Annotated in this window: 13 protein-coding genes and 1 tRNA gene; 3 read left to right on the top strand and 11 right to left on the bottom strand. The window is 69.9% G+C overall.

Annotation, left to right across the window (positions count from 1 at the left end; genetic code table 11):
• Positions 1 to 56: 56 nt before the first annotated feature.
• The 3 genes from BLU81_RS24635 to BLU81_RS24645 all read right to left on the bottom strand — a co-directional run bounded on the left by BLU81_RS24635 (position 57) and on the right by BLU81_RS24645 (position 3,210).
• Positions 57 to 1,229 (bottom strand): branched-chain amino acid ABC transporter substrate-binding protein, encoded by a 1,173-nt coding sequence (locus BLU81_RS24635; RefSeq protein ID WP_092546836.1) that lies wholly within the window; start codon positions 1,227 to 1,229, stop codon positions 57 to 59.
• Between the two features lie 210 nt (positions 1,230 to 1,439).
• Complete coding sequence (locus tag BLU81_RS24640) at positions 1,440 to 2,555, bottom strand: hypothetical protein (protein WP_157751778.1); 1,116 nt, start codon at positions 2,553 to 2,555, stop codon at positions 1,440 to 1,442.
• 40 nt (positions 2,556 to 2,595) lie between these two features.
• The gene (locus BLU81_RS24645; protein ID WP_092546838.1) at positions 2,596 to 3,210 is read right to left on the bottom strand and encodes an ANTAR domain-containing response regulator; all 615 of its coding nucleotides are present in this window, start codon (positions 3,208 to 3,210) and stop codon (positions 2,596 to 2,598) included.
• A gap of 130 nt (positions 3,211 to 3,340) precedes the next feature.
• On the opposite strand from BLU81_RS24645, the gene BLU81_RS24650 reads away from it, so the two are divergent.
• Together BLU81_RS24650 and BLU81_RS24655 are read left to right on the top strand one after the other, a co-directional pair.
• Positions 3,341 to 3,417 (top strand) — tRNA-Leu (locus tag BLU81_RS24650).
• A gap of 880 nt (positions 3,418 to 4,297) precedes the next feature.
• Positions 4,298 to 5,539: an HdeD family acid-resistance protein gene (locus BLU81_RS24655; protein ID WP_157751779.1), complete on the top strand. Its 1,242-nt coding sequence runs from the start codon at positions 4,298 to 4,300 to the stop codon at positions 5,537 to 5,539.
• A 321-nt stretch (positions 5,540 to 5,860) separates the two neighbouring features.
• Here BLU81_RS24655 and BLU81_RS24660 read toward each other — a convergent pair whose 3' ends face one another.
• The 4 genes from BLU81_RS24660 to gltB all read right to left on the bottom strand — a co-directional run bounded on the left by BLU81_RS24660 (position 5,861) and on the right by gltB (position 14,615).
• Entirely contained in the window at positions 5,861 to 6,736 is an 876-nt protein-coding gene (locus BLU81_RS24660) for an acyl-CoA thioesterase (RefSeq protein ID WP_092546840.1), read from the bottom strand.
• A complete protein-coding gene (pyk, locus tag BLU81_RS24665; protein WP_092546841.1) occupies positions 6,733 to 8,169 on the bottom strand; it encodes a pyruvate kinase in 1,437 nt (478 codons plus the stop codon). The genes BLU81_RS24660 and pyk overlap by 4 nt, the downstream gene beginning before the upstream one ends.
• Before the next feature lie 409 nt (positions 8,170 to 8,578).
• Positions 8,579 to 10,051 carry a glutamate synthase subunit beta gene (locus BLU81_RS24670; RefSeq protein ID WP_092546842.1) on the bottom strand — a complete coding sequence of 491 codons (1,473 nt, stop codon included), beginning with the start codon at positions 10,049 to 10,051 and terminating at the stop codon, positions 8,579 to 8,581.
• The gene (gene gltB, locus BLU81_RS24675) at positions 10,044 to 14,615 is read right to left on the bottom strand and encodes a glutamate synthase large subunit (protein ID WP_092546843.1); all 4,572 of its coding nucleotides are present in this window, start codon (positions 14,613 to 14,615) and stop codon (positions 10,044 to 10,046) included. The genes BLU81_RS24670 and gltB overlap by 8 nt, the downstream gene beginning before the upstream one ends.
• Before the next feature lie 180 nt (positions 14,616 to 14,795).
• On the opposite strand from gltB, the gene BLU81_RS24680 reads away from it, so the two are divergent.
• The gene (locus tag BLU81_RS24680; protein ID WP_092546844.1) at positions 14,796 to 15,668 is read left to right on the top strand and encodes a GNAT family N-acetyltransferase; all 873 of its coding nucleotides are present in this window, start codon (positions 14,796 to 14,798) and stop codon (positions 15,666 to 15,668) included.
• A gap of 290 nt (positions 15,669 to 15,958) precedes the next feature.
• On the opposite strand, the gene BLU81_RS24685 is transcribed toward BLU81_RS24680, so the two are convergent.
• The 4 genes from BLU81_RS24685 to trpB all read right to left on the bottom strand — a co-directional run bounded on the left by BLU81_RS24685 (position 15,959) and on the right by trpB (position 20,341).
• On the bottom strand, positions 15,959 to 17,146 hold the full coding sequence (locus BLU81_RS24685; RefSeq protein ID WP_092546845.1) for an FAD-dependent monooxygenase: 1,188 nt from the start codon (positions 17,144 to 17,146) through the stop codon (positions 15,959 to 15,961).
• Between the two features lie 8 nt (positions 17,147 to 17,154).
• Complete coding sequence (gene lgt, locus BLU81_RS24690) at positions 17,155 to 18,228, bottom strand: prolipoprotein diacylglyceryl transferase (protein ID WP_092546846.1); 1,074 nt, start codon at positions 18,226 to 18,228, stop codon at positions 17,155 to 17,157.
• Between the two features lie 77 nt (positions 18,229 to 18,305).
• Positions 18,306 to 19,103 carry a tryptophan synthase subunit alpha gene (gene trpA / locus BLU81_RS24695; protein WP_092546847.1) on the bottom strand — a complete coding sequence of 266 codons (798 nt, stop codon included), beginning with the start codon at positions 19,101 to 19,103 and terminating at the stop codon, positions 18,306 to 18,308.
• Positions 19,100 to 20,341, bottom strand: a complete 1,242-nt coding sequence (gene trpB / locus BLU81_RS24700) for a tryptophan synthase subunit beta (RefSeq protein ID WP_092546848.1) — start codon at positions 20,339 to 20,341, stop codon at positions 19,100 to 19,102. Before trpB ends, trpA begins: the two co-directional genes overlap by 4 nt.
• Between the last annotated feature and the right edge of the window lie 57 nt (positions 20,342 to 20,398).

Genomic DNA, 20,398 nt, shown 5'->3' on the forward strand with positions numbered 1-20,398 from the left:
CCCGGCCGCATCACAGCGGCCGCTCAGGCGGCTCGCTCAAGAGCCAATGAGCCCGATCAGGACTTCGGGATCTCCTGGTCCGGAGCAACCTTGCCAGCCGTGACCTTGAACGCCCACACCAGAACCTGCGCCGGGTCGAGCTCGCCGGTCGCCTCGAACTTGTAGGTGACACCGGTCGCCGTACCAGCGGCGTTGTAACCCGTGATGAAGGTGTTCAGCTTCTCGCGGGTCGTGTTACCGGCCTTGATACCCGCCAGGGCGATGTTCGTGATGTCGTACGAGACATCCGCGTACGTACCCGGCTCAGCGTTGTCGAACGCCGCCTTGTAGTCCGTCACGAAGGTGCCCTTCGCCGCCGTGGCCGGAGCACACGGGCAGGTCAGGATCGTGCCCTCGGCGACAGCCTCACCGGCGACCTTGACGAAGTTCGCGTCGTTGACACCGTCACCGGCGACCATGGTGCCCTTCCAGCCGGCACCCTTCAGCTGCTTGAGCAGCAGACCCGCCTCGGTGTAGTAGCCACCGAAGAACAGGGCGGTCGCGCCACTGTTGGCGATCTTGGTCGAGACGGCCGAGAAGTCGGTCTGCTTGACCTGAACCTTGTCGTTGCCGATGACCTTCGCGCCGAGGACCTTGGTGACCTCCTCGGCCAGGCCCGCACCGTACGCGGACTGGTCGTCGACGACGTAGACCTTGTCGGACTTCAGCACCTGGTCGATGTAACGGCCGGCCGCCGGACCCTGCGACTCGTCGTTACCGACACCACGGTGGAACGTCTTCCAGCCCTTGGTCGACAGGCTGGGGCGCGTCGCCGACGGCGTGATCGACGGGAGGCCCGCCTCCTCGAAGATCGGGTCGGCGACCTCGGACTCACCCGAGAACGCCGGGCCGATGATCGCGGTCACCTTCGCGTCGCTGACCGCCTGCTGCGCCAGAGCCGGAGCCTTGGCCGGGTCGCCCTGCGAGTCCAGCTCCATGAGCTCGACCTTGCAGTCCGCGTTCGCCACGTTGTACTGGTCGATCGCCAGCTTGGTGCCGTTACGCATGTGGATACCGAGACCGGCCGCGTCACCCGTCAGGGCGCCGAAGAAGCCGATCTTCAGGCCACAAGCGGCACTGTCGCCACCAGTCGACTCACTCGGGCTGTCTGCCTTACACGCAGCAGTACCACCCAACATGAACGCGGCAACCGCAGCCGCGCCCACTGCCCGAAAAAGCTTCTGCCTCAAGGCAAGATTCCCTTCATCAATGGCATCCGATCCCCACGCCGAGGGGTGTCCTCGACGAAAAGTCACGGAGCCGGCACAGCAGCCGGTCTTGCGGCGGGACGCTATCCCACGGTCAGTAGCCACGAGTAGCAAATTGGCTGCGCATTGACCGAACCGTTACCCGGCTCCAAGATCGTGTTGCCGTCATATGACGCGGATCAGCCGAACGCGCTACCTGAACCGCCCGAACGGTCCGTCCGACATGTAAACGCGAGCCCCCGAGCCGCCGTCCCGCAACAACACCAGTCGATCCGCCGACCCCGCCACCGCCGCCACCGTGTCCACGGACCGTGACCATGGCGCCGGCAGATCCACACCCGCCCAGGTCCCGCCGGAATCCGCCGACACCGACAATCCGAAACGGTCACCGGACCCGGTCAATGCGAACAACCGGCCCGCCGCCACCGCACCCGACACCACCGGCGGCACACCCGGGCCCACCACACCGAACGCCGGACCCGCCACCCAGCGCCCGCCCACCGGCCGCCACGCGCGGAAACCGTCCGACACACCCAGCAGCACCGGACCCGCCCAGAACAACTCCCCTGAACCCGGCGAGTCCACTGAAACCGCCGACCAGCCCGCCGCGACCGCCCACGACCACACCGCCGGACGGCGCACCCCACCCGACGAGGCCGCACCCACCACCAGCCAGCCGGACCCCGACGCCACCGCATCCGACGCCCACGACGAGACACCCGCGCCCGGGCGCAACACGAACGCCGCACCATCCGGCGACGACCACACCGACGCGCCCGACGCCCGGTTACCAACGATCAAAAACTGACCGGCGCCGGTACGGGTACGCCCAGCGTTCACCGCATCCGGGCCACCGAACAGCTCGAACGGCGCGGACACCTCACGCACCGGACCCGACAACGGCCCCACCCACGAACTCACCCGCGGATTACCGTGCACCCCACCCGACTTCGCACCCAGCAACACCAGGCTCCGGCCGGAACACGCCACCGACGACAACACACTCTGCCCGCCGTAGAACGACACCGGCTCCAGACCCATCGGCCGCCACGACACCGCGTCCGCACTCGACCACAACGCCGGGCGCGTCTCCCCCGACACCTCCCGGACCCCACCCACCACAAACCACGAACCACCACAAACCACAACATCACGAGCGATCGCCGTACGCCCGTCAGCCGCCGCCCCGGCGACCGGCTCGACCGGCAGCACCGACTCCCGCCACACCGGACCCGGAGACGGCGAAGGCGGCGCCACCGAACAACCAGCCACCAAGCCGACCGTCAGCAACACCGCCAGACGTCTCACAGCGAAGACCCGGCCCCCGGCCACCGCCGCACCGGACGACTCACTGCGGCGGCTCGACCTCGGCCTGCTGCTCCGCCAGAATCCGGTCCGCGACCTCACGCATCGTCATCCGATGATCCATCGCGGTCCGCTGGATCCACTTGAACGCCTGCGGCTCGGTCATCGAATACTTCGTCATCAGCTCGCCCTTGGCACGCTCCACCGACTTGCGCGTCTCCAGACGCTCCGTCAGCCCCGCCACCTCGGACTCCAGCACCGCGATCTCCGAATACCGGGACAACGCGATCTCGATCGCCGGCACCAGATCAGACTTCTGGAACGGCTTCACCAGATACGCCATCGCACCCGCCGCGCGCGCCCGCTCCACCAGATCCCGCTGACTGAAAGCGGTCAGGATCACCACCGGCGCGATCCGCCCACCGGCGATCCGCTCGGCCGCCGCCAGCCCGTCCATGATCGGCATCTTGATGTCGAGGATCACCAGGTCCGGCTTCAGGTCCTCAGCGAGGCGCACGGCCGTCTCGCCGTCCCCCGCCTCCCCGACGACGTCGTAGCCCTCCTCGACGAGCATCTCGGCGAGGTCCAGACGAATGAGGGCCTCGTCCTCGGCGATGAGCACCCGCTTGCGCTCGGCACCAGCCTGCGTGTCGGCCACGGAAACCCCTACCCCCAGAACGTCGATGTCGCGACACCCGGGTATCTGGGTGTCGCCGCCCTAAGCCTAGTGGGTAGGCTGTCCCTTGCTCGGGTTGGCGTGCCTAACTTGCGTCCGCCCGGGACGCTTCGTCCTCGTAGGCCAACCGGCAGAGCCAATGCTCTCAAACAGCATTCAGTGTGGGTTCGAATCCCACCGAGGACACCAGAGATCGATCCGTTCGACCGAGCGGAGCAACGAATGCATTCCCCTTCGGTCCGCGACACTGCACGCGAAATGCACGCGGCTGGCAGAGGCCTCTCCGAGATTCACCGGCAGCTCGGAATCTCTCGCAATACGGTGGCCTACTGGATCTACCACCGGCGGGCGCGAGATCGGCAGGTCGCCCGGACCTGCTGGTCGCTGCGGACCTGCTGACGCAGCGAATTCCGCTACTGACTGTCGCGTGCGACAACCGCCACCTCGGGCTGATCCATGAGGTGACCCATGCCATGGAGGCCAGCGGGGTTCGGACGGTCGCCTATCAGGAGAAGCCGGGCTGCATCAGTGTCCGGTCATATTGGACCCACTGGCCGTGTCCACTGCCGCTGGCGGGATCCGGCCCGAGACATCTTCGCGGAATCACGCTGACCGCGTGGCAACAGGAAATCGTGACCGCATTCCCGGAGCGCTTCGTTCGAGGCCTGCTCCATTCCGACGGGTGCCGGTTCATCAACCGGGTGAAAACGCGCGGAAGGCACTACTCCTACCCAAGTTACAACTTCGTTAATGAATCCGCGGACATCATGCGGCTCTGCCAGGAGGCCCCTCGACCGGCTGGAGATCGGCTGGCGGACGGCGCGCCGGAACATGCTCGCCGTGACCCGCCGGGACGCGGTGGCGCGGCTCGACCGGTTCGTCGGGCCGAAGTGGTGACGGCTCTCACCCCGTACCGCCGCGCGGTCTTGATCTTGATCGGGCCGCGGTCCCGCGGCGGCCGGAACGTGCCCGAATCTCGCCGAACGGCCGGTCGGGCGGTGCGCTGGGTGTTGTCATGGCAAGGACAGCTTCAGCGGGAGGCCTCATGTTGTCGTCCGGTTCGGCGCCTGTGACGGTCCAGCGCGGGCACATGTGGGGCGTCCTCATGTTCGCGGGTGTGGCGTGGCTGGTGATCGGCTGGGCGGTGCTCCGGATGGAACCGGCGGACGTGCCCGTGGCGGCCGGGGCGGTGGTGCTGTTCGGGGCGCTGTGTGAGGTGATGCGCGCACTGGCCGGGACTCGGACGTGGTGGTTGAACGCGGGGCTGGCGGTGGTGTTCGCGGCTACCGGGGTGGCGTTGCTGGTGGGCGGGGGCTCGTCGTTCACGGCTCCGGCGTCGTTGGTGGGCTGGTACCTGCTGGTGCGTGGTGCGGTGGACGTCGCGGTGGGGGTGATGTCCCGGGGTTCGGACCGGGTGTGGAGTCTGCTGGTGACGGTGGGGGTGCTGGAGACGGGGCTGGGGTTCTTCGCGGCGGGGCCGTTCGTGTGGTCGGCTGAGCTGGTGGCGGTGGTGCTCGGCGGGCTGGGTGTGCTGCGCGGGGTGGCGGATCTGGTGACGGCGTTGCGGTTGCGGGAACTGGCCGGGCCGCGGCGGGACGTGCTGGAGTTGCCGCCGGAACGGGCCGCGGGGCTGGCGGGTTACACGGCGGGGATGACGGATACCGAGAAGGCTCCGTGGCCGAAGCGGGCCGACACCTCACCAACGGCGGAGGCGTCCCGGCCGTCGGATGCGCCACGGCTGGCGGACGCGGCCCGGATCGCGGACGTGCCACGGCTGGGGAGCGCGCCTCAGGCCGGGGAGGTTTCCCGGCTGGTGGAGATGTCCCGGTCTGTGGAAGCGTCGCGGTCCGCGGAGGCGCCTTGGGTCGTGGAGGCGCCTCGGACGGCGGACATACCGCGGCTCGCGGATGCGTCGCGGCTGGCGGATGCGTTCCGGGCTGCGGACGCGGGAAGTGGTCCGCGGCTGCAGCCGGCGGATGTGGAGAACGCGCTTCGGGTGCGGCTGGCGGAGACCGCGAGTGGTCCGCGGCTGCGGCCGGTGGATGTGGAACACGCTCTGGGAACACGGCCGGTGGATGCGGACGGCGTTCCGGAGGAGCGGGTGGCCAGGCATCGGGCGCGGCCGGAGGTGCCGGAGCCGGAGCCGATGTCGATGCTGGGGGAAGCGTTTCGTGATCGGGCGGTTCGGACCTCAGCGGATCTGGACTCGATGCTGGCGCAGGCGGGGATCACGGGACCGCGTGCGGGTTCGGCGCATCGGGCGGTACCCGATTGGCCGGTCACGGTGGAGGGCGAGGCGGAGAGGCGCTGAACGGCTTACCAGCCGCCCTGCCGGTGGTTGATCGTTCGGCGGCCGGTCGCCGCGCTGCGATCCCCAACCCTGGCGAGATGTCGGGTGTCCTGCCCGAACCGTGACTCACCCACCACCGCCGGGTGCCCCGGCCCGGCTCGGCCTGCCAGAGCCGCCGCTCGGTGTGGTGAGTTGGGGTTCGGATCGGACCTCGATTCACCACACAGCGAGGCACCTGCCGTCCGGTGGCGAGCTGAGGTGCGGAACGAACCAGAACTCACCACGCAACGAGGCGACCGCCCAGCGGCGAGGGGCTGAGGTGGGGCCGGGAGTACGGGTGGGTCAGGCGCCGGGGCGGCGGAGTAGGCCCTCCTGGACGGCGCTGGCGATGTGGCGGCCGTCTCGGGTGAACATGCGGCCGTTGGCCAGGCCGCGGGCTCCGCTGGCGGAGGGGCTGGTGCTGTCGTAGAGGAACCATTCGTCGGCTCGGAAGGGCCGGTGGAACCAGAGCGCGTGGTCGAGGCTGGCGCCGATGACGCCGCCGGGGCCCCAGACTTCGCCGTGGGTGGAGAGGACGGCGTCGAGGAGGCTCATGTCGCTGGCGTAGGTGAGGGCGCAGGCGTGGATGAGCGGGTCGTCGGGGAGGCGGCCGTCGAAGCGCATCCAGACGCGCTGGTTGGGTTCGATGCCGCGGTCGCCGGGTGGGACCCAGCCGGGGACGCCGACGTAGCGGACGTCGACGGACTGGGGCGCGGATTTGAACATCGCCATGCGTGACGGGTATTTCTCGGCCCAGTCGAGCATGGTGGGGACGTCTTCGGGGGCGGGGACGTCCTCGGGTGCGGGGGTGTGGTGGTCGAGGCCTTCTTCGGGGATCTGGAAGGAGGCGGACATGAAGAAGATGGTCTTGCCGTGCTGGGTGGCGGTGGAGCGTCGGACGGAGAAGCTGCGGCCGTCGCGGATGGTCTCCACGTGGAACGTGATGGGGACCGTGGGGTCGCCGGCGCGGACGAAGTAGCCGTGCAGGCTGTGTACGTGCCGGGCGGGGTCGACGGTGCGGCCGGCGGCGACCAGCGCCTGTCCGGCGACTTGGCCGCCGAACACGCGCTGGGCTCCGGTCTGCGGGCTTTCGCCCTGGAAGCTGGCCGCGTCGACCTGCAACAGATCAAGGAGATCGAGAAGCTGGTCGACGGCGGCCTGTCCGTGGAGCAAGGTCACACCGTGGCCGGGTCGACCAGCGAGCCGAGCTGGTGGACGCGGAGGGTGTTGGTGGAGCCGGGGGCGTTCGGCGGGGAGCCGGCCACGACGACGACGTAGTCGCCGGGCTTGGCCAGGCCGAGGCCGAGCATCTTGGCGTCGACCTGCCGGAACATGTCGTCGGTGTGCTCGACGAAGTCGGTCAGGAAGGTTTCGACGCCCCAGCTGAGTGCGAGGGTGTTGCGGACTTCGGCGACCGGCGTGAAGGCGTAGAGCGGCAGGTCGCAGTGCAGGCGGGCGAGGCGCTTGACGGTGTCGCCGGTCTGCGAGAAGGCGACGAGGGCCTTGGCGCCGATGTTGCGGGCGATCTGGCTGGCGGCGACGGTGAGGGCGCCACCGTGGGTACGCGGGTCGTGCTGCAGGCGCGGGACGCCCATGCCGCCGCCCTCGGTGGTGGTGACGATCTTCGCCATGGTGCTGACGGTGAGGACCGGGTACTTACCGACGGAGGTCTCGCCGGAGAGCATGACCGCGTCGGTGCCGTCGAGGACGGCGTTGGCGACGTCGGAGGCCTCGGCGCGGGTCGGGCGCGAGTTCTCGATCATGGAGTCGAGCATCTGGGTGGCGACGATGACCGGCTTGGCGTTCTCGCGGCAGAGCTGGACGGCGCGCTTCTGGACCAGGGGGACCTGGTCGAGGGGCAGCTCGACGCCGAGGTCACCGCGGGCGACCATGACGCCGTCGAAGGCGAGGACGATGGCTTCGAGGTGCTCGACGGCCTCGGGCTTCTCGACCTTGGCGATGACCGGGACCCGGCGGCCCTCCTCGTCCATGATCTTGTGGACGAGGTTGATGTCCTCGGGGGCGCGGACGAAGGAGAGGGCGACGAGGTCGACGCCGAGGCTGAGGGCGAAGCGCAGGTCCTCCTCGTCCTTGTCGCTGAGGGCGGGGACGCTGACCGCGACGTTCGGCAGGGAGACGCCCTTGTTGTTGCTGACCGGGCCGCCCTCGGTGACGAGGCAGTGGATGTCCTCGTCGTCGACCTCGGTGACCTCGATCGCGACCTTGCCGTCGTCGATCAGGAGGCGGTCACCGACCTTGACCTCGTGCGGGAGCTTCTTGTAGGTGCAGGAGACGCGCTCCTTGGTGCCGAGGATCTCGTCGCTGGTGATGACGACGCGGTCGCCGGTCTCCCAGCGGTGCGGGCCGTCGGCGAACTTGCCGAGGCGGATCTTCGGGCCCTGGAGGTCGGCGAGGATGGCGACCGGGCGGTCCGCCTGAGTGGCGGCCGCACGAACCAGGTCGTACACCTCGCGGTGGCTCTCGCGGGTGTCGTGGCTGAAGTTCATCCGGGCGACGTTCATGCCCGCTTCCACCAGCCCGAGCATGCGCTCGGGTGACTTGGTGGCGGGGCCCATCGTGCAGACGATTTTCACGCGGCGTGTCACGGCCATCAGGCTAGTCCTTCTTTCGGGGAGGCCTGGCGGCCGACCCCGGTCTTCGGCATGAAATGCGGGTGTCGACGGCGAGGTCGACCCGCTGTCGGTAGCGGGTGCGCTGCGTCGTCCGCGGGCTTCAGCGACCGCCGGTTCAGCCTAGCGTTCGCGTTCCGGCGCTCGTCGGCACATGCCCCAACCCGAGGGTGCGGGTGCTCCTGGCAGCGCAAAGATCGCCGCTTGAGTCAAGTTTGTCGATGCGAATCCTTCACCGGAGTGGCCGGGGTCACGAACGGGCGTGCGGTCGGCGGCGGAACCGCGCCGCCGTACCCGCGGAAGGGTATTTTCTGGAATCGACTAGCGACAATGGAAAATGCATCCCCGCCGCCCTGACCGGGGTGACGGGGACGCATTTGTCGAAATGGTGTCAGACGGAGAGTGGCTGCGAGTCCGAACGGACCGGTGCGGGCAGTTCTCCGGCGGCGCCGAGATAGCTGTGGATGGCGGCCGCGGCGGCCCGGCCCTCGGCGATCGCCCAGACGATCAGGGACGCGCCCTTGTGCATGTCGCCGGCGACGAAGACACCCTCGGCGCCGGTCTGCCAGGTCTCGCCGGCGTCCAGGACGTTGCGGCGGTTGCGGGTCAGGCCGAACTGCGCGAGCAGCGGCTGGTCCTCGGTGCCCTCGAAGCCGATGGCGAGCAGGACCAGGTCGGCGGGCAGTTCGCGTTCGGAGCCGGGAGTGGCCACGACGGTGCGGACACCGTCGACACGCTGCACCGACACCTCGGCGATCCGGATGGCGACCAGGTTGCCGTCGTCGTCGCCGACGAACTCCTGGACGGCCACGCCGAAGACCCGGTCGCCGCCCTCCTCGTGGGCTGCGTAGTTGCGCAGGATCAGCGGCCAGGTGGGCCACGGGTCGCTGAGGCCGCCACGCGTGTCAGGGGGCAGCGGGTACTGGTCGAGCTGGGTGATCGACGCGGCGCCCTGCCGGTGGGCGACACCGAGGCAGTCGGCGCCGGTGTCGCCGCCGCCGATGATGACGACGTGTTTGCCCTTGGCGTCGATCGGGGTGGTGTCCTGCAGGCCGGCGACGATCCGGTTGGCCGGGACCAGGTGTTCCATCGCCAGGTGGACGCCCTTCAGACCCCGGCCGGGGGTGTCGGTGACGTCCCGTCCGGCGAGCGCGCCGGCGGCGAGCAGGACCGCGTCGTACCGATCCCGCAGGTCGTCGGCGGTGATGTCGGAGCCGACGTCGACACCGGTCTGGAACTCGACTCCCTCGCCGGTCATCTGCGCCAGGCGGGCGTCGATGACATGCTTCTCGATCTTGAAGTCGGGGATGCCGTAGCGCAGCAGGCCGCCGATGCGGTCGTCACGCTCGTAGACGGTGACGGCGTGGCCGGCCCGGGCGAGCTGCTGGGCGGCGGCGAGCCCGGCCGGGCCGGAGCCGACGACCGCGACCGACTTGCCGGAGGCGACCGGAGCCGGCTGCGGTTTGACCAGGCCGAGGTCGAAGGCGTGGTTGGCGATCTCCACCTCGACCTGCTTGATCGTCACCGGGTCGTCGCCGATGCCGAGCACACACGCCGCCTCGCACGGCGCCGGGCAGAGCCGGCCGGTGAACTCGGGGAAGTTGTTGGTGGCGTGCAGCGAGTCGGCGGCGGCCTCCCACTGCTGGGTACGCACCAGGTCGTTCCAGTCCGGGATCCGGTTGCCGAGGGGGCAGCCGTCGTGACAGAACGGGATGCCGCAGTCCATGCAGCGGGTGGCCTGGTCGCGGATGAGTTCCTCACCCGCGGGCGGGTAGACCTCTTTGTAGTCCAGGATGCGCACCGGTACCGGGCGGCGTTTCGGGAGCTGCCGCCCGTAGCGGAGGAAACCGTTCGGATCAGGCACTGGTAACCCCCATGACCGCTTCGTCGACATTGCGACCGGCGGCTTCGGCGGTCTTGATCAGTTCCATCACGCGCTTGTAGTCGCGCGGGACCACGGCGGTGAACCGTTCCACAGCGGTGGGCCAGTCCTTGAGCAGGCGCCCGGCGACGGCCGAGTCGGTCTCCGCGTGGTGTTTCTCGACGAGCGAGCGCACCAGGTCGCGTTCGTCGTCGGTGAGCGGGCCGAGGTCGACCAGCTCCGGGTTGACCAGGGACTGGTCGAGGTCGAGCAGGAACGCCTTGCCGCCGCTCATGCCGGCCGCGAAGTTGCGCCCGGTCCGGCCGAGCACGACGACCGTACCGCCGGTCATGTATTCGCAGCCGTGGTCGCCGACGCCTTCGACGACGGCGGACGCGCCGGAGTTACGGACCGCGAACCGTTCGCCGACCTTGCCGCGCAGGAAGATCTCACCGCCGGTGGCGCCGTACACGATGGTGTTGCCGGCGATGGTGTTGTCCTCGGCGATGAACGGCGCGTCCTCGGCGGGGCGCACGATGACCCGGCCGCCGGACAGGCCCTTGGCGACGTAGTCGTTGCTGTCGCCGATGAGCCGCAGGGTGACGCCGCGGGGCAGGAAGGCGCCGAACGACTGGCCACCGGTGCCGCGCAGGGTGAACGAGATGGTGTCGTCGGGCAGGCCGTTGCCGCCGTAGCGCCGGGAGACCTCGCCGCCGAGCATGGCGCCGACGCTGCGCTGGTCGTTGGTGGCGACCAGTTCGGCGCGGACCGGCTCGCCGTCGGTGAGGGCCGGCTGGGCCAGGGCGATGAGCTGGTTGTCCAGGGCGTGTTCGAGGCCGTGGTCCTGGGCGACGATGCCACGGCGGGCGGCGCCCTCGGGCAGTTCCGGCACGTAGAGGACCGGGGCCAGGTCGAGGCCCTTGGCCTTCCAGTGGTCGACGGCCTTGGCCACGTTGAGCACCTCGGCGTGACCGATCGCCTCGTCGATGGTGCGGAAACCCAGTTCGGCGAGGATCTCGCGGGTCTCCTCGGCGAGGAACATGAAGAAGTTCTCGACGAATTCGGGTTTGCCGCTGAAGCGTTCCCGCAGGACCGGGTTCTGGGTGGCGATGCCGACCGGACAGGTGTCCAGGTGACAGACCCGCATCATGATGCAGCCGGAGACGATCAGGGGCGCGGTCGCGAAACCGAACTCCTCGGCACCGAGCAGGGCCGCGATGACGACGTCCCGGCCGGTCTTGAGCTGGCCGTCGACCTGCACGGTGACCCGGTCGCGGAGCCGGTTGAGCAGCAGCGTCTGCTGTGCCTCGGCCAGGCCCAGCTCCCAGGGGGTGCCGGCGTGCTTGAGCGAGTTCAGCGGGGACGCGCCGGTGCCGCCGTCGTGGCCGGAGATCAGGATGACGTCGGCCTTGAGTTTGGCGACGCCCGCCGCGACGGTGCCGACGCCGATCTCACTGACCAGTTTGACGTGCACCCGGGACTTCGGGTTGACCATCTTGAGGTCGTGGACCAGCTGGGCCAGGTCCTCGATGGAGTAGATGTCGTGGTGCGGCGGCGGCGAGATGAGGCCGACGCCGGGGGTGGCGTGCCGGGTCTTGGCGATCCACGGCCACACCTTGTTGCCAGGCAGCTGGCCACCCTCGCCGGGTTTCGCGCCCTGCGCCATCTTGATCTGCAGGTCGTCGGCGTTGACCAGGTATTCGCTGGTCACGCCGAAACGGCCGGAGGCGATCTGCTTGATCGCGGAGCGGCGTTCGGGGTCGTAGAGGCGCTCGACGTCCTCGCCGCCCTCGCCGGTGTTCGACTTGGCGCCGAGCCGGTTCATGGCGATGGCCAGGGTCTCGTGGGATTCGGCGGAGATGGAGCCGTAGCTCATCGCGCCGGTGGAGAACCGCTTGACGATCTCGGTGGCCGGCTCGACCTCGTCGAGGGCGACCGGGGTGCGGCCGGAGGCGAACCGGAACAGGCCGCGCAGGTGCCCGGCCTGGGCGGACAGCTCGTCGACCTTGGCGGTGTAGCGGCGGAACACGTCGTACTGCTTGCTGCGGGTGGCGTGCTGCAGCAGGAAGACGGTCTCCGGGTTGAACAGGTGCAGTTCACCCTCGCGGCGCCACTGGTACTCGCCGCCGACTTCGAGGCGGCGGTGGGCGCGTTCGGCCTTGTTGGCCGGGTACGCCTTCTCGTGCCGTGCCTTGACCTCGGCGTGGATGCCGGCCAGGCCGACACCGCCGATCCGGCCGGAGGTGCCGGCGAAGTAGCGCTGCAGCAGCTTGTTGTCCAGGCCGACGGCTTCGAAGACCTGGGCGCCGCAGTACGACGAGACGGTCGAGATGCCCATCTTCGACATGATCTTCAGGACGCCCTTGCCGAGCGCCTTGACGTAGTTGCGGACCGCCTTGCGGGGTTCCACCCCGACCAGAGCGCCGGTGGCGATCAGGTCCTCGACGGTCTCGAAGGCGAGGTACGGGTTGACCGCCGCCGCCCCGAAACCGATCAGGGTGGCCGCGTGGTGGACCTCGCGGCAGTCGCCGGACTCGACGACCAGCGCCACCTGGGTACGGGTCTGTTCGCGGACCAGGTGCTGGTGCACGGCCGCGGTGAGCAGCAGCGACGGGATCGGCGCGAGGTCGGCGTTGGAGTCGCGGTCGGAGAGCACCAGGATGCGCACGCCGTCCTCGATGGCCTCGGACACGTGCCGGCAGATCTGGGTGAGCCGGGCCTTGATGCCGGCCGCACCGTCGCGCAGCGGGTAGAGCCCGGAGACCCGGACGGCTTTGAAGCCGGGCAGGTCGCCGTCCTCGTCGATGGAGAGCAGTTTGGCGAGTTCGTCGTTGTCGATCACCGGGTACGGCAGGGTGATCTGCCGGCAGCTGGCCGGTCCCGGTTTGAGCAGGTTGCCCTCGGGGCCGATGGTGGCGGCGAGGCTGGTGACCAGCTCTTCCCGGATGGCGTCCAGCGGCGGGTTGGTGACCTGTGCGAACAGCTGGTGGAAGTAGTCGAACATCAGCCGCGGCCGGGTGGACAGCGGCGAGATCGGGGTGTCGGTGCCCATCGAGCCGAGGGGTTCGGCACCGGTCCGCGCCATCGGCGCGACCAGAATCTTCAGTTCTTCCTCGGAATAGCCGAATACCTGCTGACGACGGGTGACCGAGTCGTGGGTGTAGATGACGTGCTCGCGCGGCGGCAGGTCGCCCAGTTCGATCAGGCCGGCGTGCAGCCAGTCGGCGTACGGCTCGGCGGCGGCCAGGTCGGCTTTGATCTCGTCGTCGTGCACGATCCGGCCGGCTGTGGTGTCGACCAGGAACATCTTGCCCGGCTGGAGGCGGCCCTTGGCGACCACGTCGGCCGGGTCGACGTCGATGATGCCGGCTTCGGAGCCGAGCGCGACCAGGCCGTCCTTGGTGTGCCACCAGCGGCCGGGGCGCAGGCCGTTGCGGTCCAGGACCGCACCGATGAGGGTGCCGTCGGTGAACGCGACAGCGGCCGGGCCGTCCCACGGTTCCATCATGCTGGCGTGGAACTTGTAGAAGGCGCGGCGAGCCGGATCCATGTCCGGGTCGTTCTCCCAGGCCTCCGGGATCATCATCATCACCGCGTGCGGCAGGCTGCGGCCGGCCAGGTGCAGCAGTTCGAGGACCTCGTCGAAGCCGGCCGAGTCGGACGCCTCGGGCGAGTTGATCGGGAAGAGCCGCTTGATGTTGCCGGGAATGTTCGGCGACGACAGCAGCGCCTCGCGGGCGGCCATCCAGTTCTTGTTGCCACGGATGGTGTTGATCTCACCGTTGTGGGCGATCAGACGGTACGGGTGGGCCAGCGGCCACGACGGGAAGGTGTTCGTCGAGAACCGGGAGTGCACCAGGGCGATCGCGGAGGACACTCGCGCATCGGTCAGGTCCGGGAAGAACGCCGGGAGCTGCTCGGGGGTGAGCATGCCCTTGTAGGTGATCGTCCGGGACGACAGCGACGGGAAGTAGGCGGCGATGCCGCGCTGCGAGGTCTCGCGCTCGGCCTGCTTGCGGATGCAGAACGCGACCCGGTCGAGTTCGATGCCGGACAGCACCGCACCGGCGGGGCCGGCGGCGGCGGTGCTGAGCCGGTCGGCGGCCAGGAAGACCTGGCGGATCGCGGGGCGGGCGTCCTCGGCGGTGGCGCCCAGGTCGGCCGGGTCGACCGGCACGTCCCGCCAGCCGAGCACCTCGCCACCCTCGACGAGCACGTACTTCTCGAAGATCTTGATGGCACGGGCCGCATCGTCGGGGTCCGTGGGAAGGAACACGAGCCCGGTCGCGTAGGAACCGGCGGGCGGCAGCTCGAAGCCGGCCACGGCACGGTAGAAGTCGTCCGGAACCTGGATCATGATGCCGGCGCCGTCACCGGTGTTCTGCTCGGCGCCGCGAGCGCCCCGGTGATCGAGCCGGATCAGCGCGGTAAGACCCTTGGCCACCACATCATGGGAACGACGGCCGTGAATGTCAGCAACAAATGCGACTCCACAGGCGTCTCGCTCCGTCTGAGGGTCATAAAGCCCCTGGGGGTGCGGATATGCCACCGGGCCTCCTGTCGTCACTGGTGTTTCATTCTGAGGTCGGGACGACGTCGGCCCTGCAAAGTCTCTCGAGTCTACGGTAAGAGCCTCTGATCTCCGCCAGATACGGATTGGTCACACCTCTTACCGATGCGCCGATGACGCATGGACTGCGGACGAACTGAATAGCACAGCCGGTGCGGTGACCGGTAGTCTCGCGCGATGGCGCCAGTGGATTCCAGCCTCTTCGGCCGGCTCGAACAGTTCTACGACGCTCTGCCCCGCCCCTGGGCGCGGATCGAGGAGATAGGTTCTCTGGTTCTCTTCGTCCGTGACGGAGAGGGCTGGCCCTACTATGCCCGCCCGAGACTCGGTTCGCACACCCCTTCGGCCGCGGACATCGCCGCCACCCGCGAACGGCAGCGGGAGCTCGGCATCCCGGAGACCTTCGAATGGGTGCACGAGACCACGCCCGACCTGTTGGCCGTGGCACGGTCGGCCGGTCTGGACGTGATGCTCGCCCCACTGCTCACCCTCGACCGGGCGGCCCTCGTGCCGGACCTGCCGATGCGTGACGCGCACGTGCGCCGGCTCGATCCGGACGCCCCCGGGTTCCCGGCTGACCTGCGCGCCTCCCGGGCGGTGGCCCGGCTCGGATTCGCAGCTCCCGCCCATCGGCCGGCGCTCGACATCACCGGGCAGAGCATCGTCATCGAGGCCGCCGGGCCCGCCGAGCGCGACGCCGGGGAGCTCCTGACCGCCGAAGCGGTGCGGCACGCCCGGCAGCTGTTCGGGACCGGGGACCACCTGACCGTGGTCGCCGAGTCACCCACCGAGGGGATTCTGGCCACCGCCACCGCCATGCGGTCCGGGGACGTCGTCGAGATCGCCGGGGTGGCCACCCTGCCGTCGGCCCGCCGCCGCGGCTACGCCTCGCAGCTCACCGCCACCCTCGCCGGGCTGGTGCTGGCCGACGGCGCCGACCTGGTGTTCATCACCGCCGGGGACGACGACGCGGCCCGCCTCTACACCAAGATCGGCTTCCGGCGACAGGGCACCGCGTGTTACGGCGGGCCGGCCGCGGCGACGCTCTAGGCGGGCGGCCCGGCGCCACGTCGCCGATTGCTCACATTCCCACCATCTGGTACGGGGTAAGCACCGCAGCCGTACTCAGTCCTTACCCCATTCGGCTCCCCCGCATATCAGGGGAAACCGCCCGCATCGAGCCGGTGGAGACCCGGCCGTCCCGCAATCTGATCATGACCGGTTCGGACGCCTCCGCCCGGCGGTCGCGGGGTGACCGGGAGGGCACGCCTGCGTCGCGGGGCCGGGGCGGGCGTGGATGCTGCGTTCGTGGAAGGTGACCGGCGTACCGGAAAAAGGGGTTATTCCGGCGGGGTCCAGTCGTGGGACGGGTCAAGGGAGCGGGCCAGCATCCGGGGCCGCATGTGGTTCAGGGCCGCGTCGCGGGCTCGCAGCGCCAGCCGGCCGCGAGCCTGGACCACCGCGGACATCCGCCGGTTCTGCCGGACCACCGTGGCGGTTCGCGGGCGCCGCAACCGGCTGTAGGTCTCGGCCGCCGCGTTCAGGGCCGCGCCGGGCTCGGCCTCGGCCATCACCGATCGCAGCGTCGCCGCATCCTCGAACGCCAGGCAGGCGCCCTGGCCCAGGTGATGCGGCATGGCGTGGGCGGCGTCACCGATCAGCACCACCGCACCGGGACCGGCGGCGAAACCGTAGGCCCGCGGCAGTGGCCGCAGCTCCCGGACCCCTTGCGGGACCAGGTCCTCGGGGCGGGTGGCGTCCAGCAGCGCGCCGACCGGATCGTGCCAGCCCGCGAACCAGCGCCGCAGCAGGGTCAGCTGGGTGGCCGCCGATTCGGGGCGAGCGGCACCGGCCGCGGTCGCCACCCAGTAGACGCCACCCCGGCCGGCCGCGTGCTCACCCAGCGGGATCGCCACGAACCGGTAGCCGGCGCCGAGCGTCTCACCGCCCAGGCACTGACCGGCATCGAGGTCCGGGACCCGGAAGCCGGGGATCACGGCCTGCCAGGCGGCGAACCCGGAACCGATCGCCACCGATTCGGGGGCCACCGCGGCCCGCACCCGGCTGTCGATGCCGTCCGCGCCGACCAGCAGGTCCGCTTCGATGGTGGTGTGCCCGTCGCTGACCGCGGGACGGGACCGCAACCCGGTCCGGACGGTGGTGGCCTCGAAACCGGTGCGGACCTCGACGTCACCCAGGCCGGCGACCAGCGCGTCGTAGACGTCCTCCAGATGGGCGGCCGCCGGGGCCGGGCCGGTGCCGGTGCGCGTGCGCGGGGCGACCAGCCACTGGCCGTCCGGGCGGCGGACCCCACCGTCGGGCATCGGCGCCGCGATGGCCGTCCAGCCGCCGTCCGGATCCAGGGACTGCAGAGCGCGCAGGCCGTTGGGCCACAGCACCACCGCGGTCGGCGGGGCGGCGATCCGTTCGGACCGTTCCAGCAGGGTGACCCGCCAGCCGGACCGGGACAGCGCTCCGGCCGCGGCGAGGCCCGCGGTCCCGGCACCCACCACCACGGCCGTCCGCATCAGCGGGGTCAGCTCTTCTCGTCGTCGCCGGTGACGACGTCACCGGCAGTGGCGCCCGCGGTGGCACCGACGGGGACCGGCTCCAGCACACCGGTCCGCCGATATTCCAGGAAGCGTTCCTCGTCGACCAACTGGTAGGCGATCGGCTGCCCGGTGTCGTTCTTCGCGGTCGCGGTCGCGGTCACGTCGACCGAGGAGACGTCGCCGGCCTCCTCCGGCGCGGGGGCCACGTCGGGGGCGTCGACCGGCACCACGTAACCGCGGGGGCCCTTCACGACGACGAAGTAGATCGTGGCCAGCAGGAGGATGACGATGGACACGAACACGTTGACCCGGATGCCGAAGAACGTGTTCGCTTCGTCGACGCGCAGCATCTCGATCCACACGCGGCCGGCGGTGTAACCGATCACGTACAGCGCGAAGGCCCGGCCGCGGCCGAACTTGAACTTACGGTCCAGCAGCCACACCAGCAGGGCGACACCGAGGTTCCAGATCGCCTCGTACGCGAACGTCGGGTGGTAGAGGTCCGGTTTCGTCACCGGCTCGCCGTCGATCATGGTGGCGTGGCCCGGGTTCGCCTGGTCCATCTCGTGCACTTCGAGACCCCACGGCAGGGTGGTGACCTTGCCGTACAGCTCGTTGTTGAACCAGTTGCCGAACCGGCCGATCGCCTGCGCCACCGGCAGGGCCGGGGCGAGCGAGTCGGCGAAGACACTGAACGGCAGGCCGATCTGACGGGTGGCGATCCAGGCGCCGAGCGCGCCACCGGCGACACCGCCCCAGATGCCGAGGCCACCCTCCCAGATGTAGAACGCCTTGATCGGGTCGCCACCGGCGCCGAAATAGTCCTGCGGCGAGGTGATCAGGTGGTAGATCCGGGCGCCGATGATGCCGAACGGCACCGCCCACACCACGATGTCCAGCGAGATCCACGGCGCCACCCCACGGTGGCGCAGGCGCTGCTCCACCAGGAGCGTCGCGGCGACCATGCCGAGGATGATGCAGAGCGCGTAAGCACGGATCGGGAACCCGAGCACATGCCACACCGACTCGGTGGGACTAGGGATGGCGGCGATGTTCACGGGTGCACACGCTACCGCCGCCGCGCCATTCTGTGATGCCCAGGGCACCGGCTGAATTCACCGGTACCCCAGGAGCATCAGCGGTTCCGGACTCCGTCGGCCAATTCGGCACTCAGGGCCCGCAGGTTCGCCAGTCCGGCGGCCCGGTCCGGGGCCTCCAGCACGCAGCGGATCAGGGCACTGCCGACGATCACCCCGTCGGCGAACGCGGCCACCTCGGCGGCCTGCTTACCGTTGCCGACACCCAGGCCCACCCCGACCGGTAGCTCCGGGGCGGCCGCCCGGATGCGCTGCACCAGTTCGGGGGCCTGCGAGGAGACCGTCTTGCGGGCACCGGTGACGCCCATCAGCGCGGTCGCGTAGACGAAACCGCGGCAGTTCGCCACGGTCATCGCGATCCGCTCGTCGGTCGACGAGGGTGCGACCAGGAACGTCCGGTCGATCTGGTGCGCGTCGGAGGCGGCGATCCACTCGGCCGCCTCGTCCGGGATCAGGTCCGGCGTGATCAGCCCGGTGGCCCCGGCCGCGGCCAGGTCACGGGCGAACGCGTCGACACCGTACTTCTCGATCGGGTTCCAGTACGTCATCAGCACGACCGTGGCACCGGCCGACGACACCGCGTCGATGATCTTCAGGGTGTCCCGGGTGCGGACCCCGTTCGCCAGGGCGATGTCACTCGCCTTCTGGATCACCGGGCCGTCCATGACCGGGTCGGAGTACGGCAGCTCGACCTCGATCACGTCGCAGCCGGCCTCGTGCATCGCGATCATCTGCTCGATGCTGTGGTCGACCGTCGGGAACCCGGCCGGCATACAGCCGACCAGCACCGACCGGTTCTCCGCCTTCGCCTTCGCGAACGTCTCGGCGATGCTCACGTGTTCTCCCCCGGGACGACCGTCTCGTTCTGGTCGAGGATGCCGAAGTACGCGCCCGCCGTGTGCACGTCCTTGTCACCACGACCGGACAGGTTGACCACGATCGTCGGGGTCCGGCCCAGCTCCTCGCGCAACCGGGGGGCGATCTTCGCGGCACCGGCGAGAGCGTGCGCGCTCTCGATCGCCGGGATGATCCCCTCGGTCCGGCAGAGCAGCGTGAACGCGGCCATCGCCTCGGCGTCGGTGACCGGCTCGTAGACCGCCCGGCCGGTGTCGTGCAGCCAGGCGTGCTCCGGGCCGACACCCGGATAGTCCAGTCCGGCCGAGATCGAATGCGACTCGATCGTCTGGCCGTCGTCGTCCTGCAGGAGGTAGGTGCGGTTGCCGTGCAGCACCCCCACCGTCCCGCCGGTGATCGACGCCGCGTGCCGGCCGGTCTCCACGCCGTCGCCGCCGGCCTCGAAGCCGTACAGCCGCACACCCTCGTCCGGCACGAACGCGTGGAAGATGCCGATCGCGTTGGACCCGCCGCCGACACACGCCGCCACCGCGTCCGGCAGCCGGCCGAGCTGCTCCAGGCACTGGGCCCGGGCCTCGACCCCGATGCCGCCGACGAAGTCGCGCACCAGCTCCGGGAACGGGTGCGGCCCGGCCGCGGTCCCCAGCAGGTAGTGCGTGGTGTCGACGGTGGACACCCAGTCCCGCAGCGCCTCGTTCAGCGCGTCCTTCAGGGTGCGGGAACCGTTGGTCACCGGGATCACCGTCGCGCCGAGCATCCGCATCCGGGCCACGTTGAGCGCCTGGCGCTGGGTGTCGGCCTCACCCATGTAGACCACGCACTCCAGGTCCAGCAGGGCCGCCGCGGTCGCGCTGGCCACACCGTGCTGGCCGGCGCCGGTCTCGGCGATCACCCGGGGCTTGCCCATCCGCTTCGCGAGCAGTGCCTGGCCCAGCACGTTGCGCACCTTGTGGGCGCCGGTGTGGTTCAGGTCCTCCCGCTTCAGCCAGATCTCCGCGCCGAGCCGCTCGGACAGCCGGGTCGCCCGGTAGAGCAGCGACGGCACGCCCGCGTAGTTCAGCAGCAGGTCCTGGAAACGGGCCTGGAACTCCGGGTCGACCTTGGCCGACCGGTACGCCGCGTCCAGCTCGTCGAGCGCCTTGACCAGTGCTTCGGGCACGAACCGTCCGCCGTACCTGCCGAAATGTCCGGCGAGGTCCGGCAAGCTCGGGGCGGTCATGCCGCACCGGAGCACAGCGGAGGCGCGGTGTGGCCGCCCCGAGCTGGTTTCATGGTC

Origin of the sequence: Actinoplanes derwentensis, assembly GCF_900104725.1 — a bacterium.
Lineage (GTDB): Bacteria > Actinomycetota > Actinomycetes > Mycobacteriales > Micromonosporaceae > Actinoplanes > Actinoplanes derwentensis.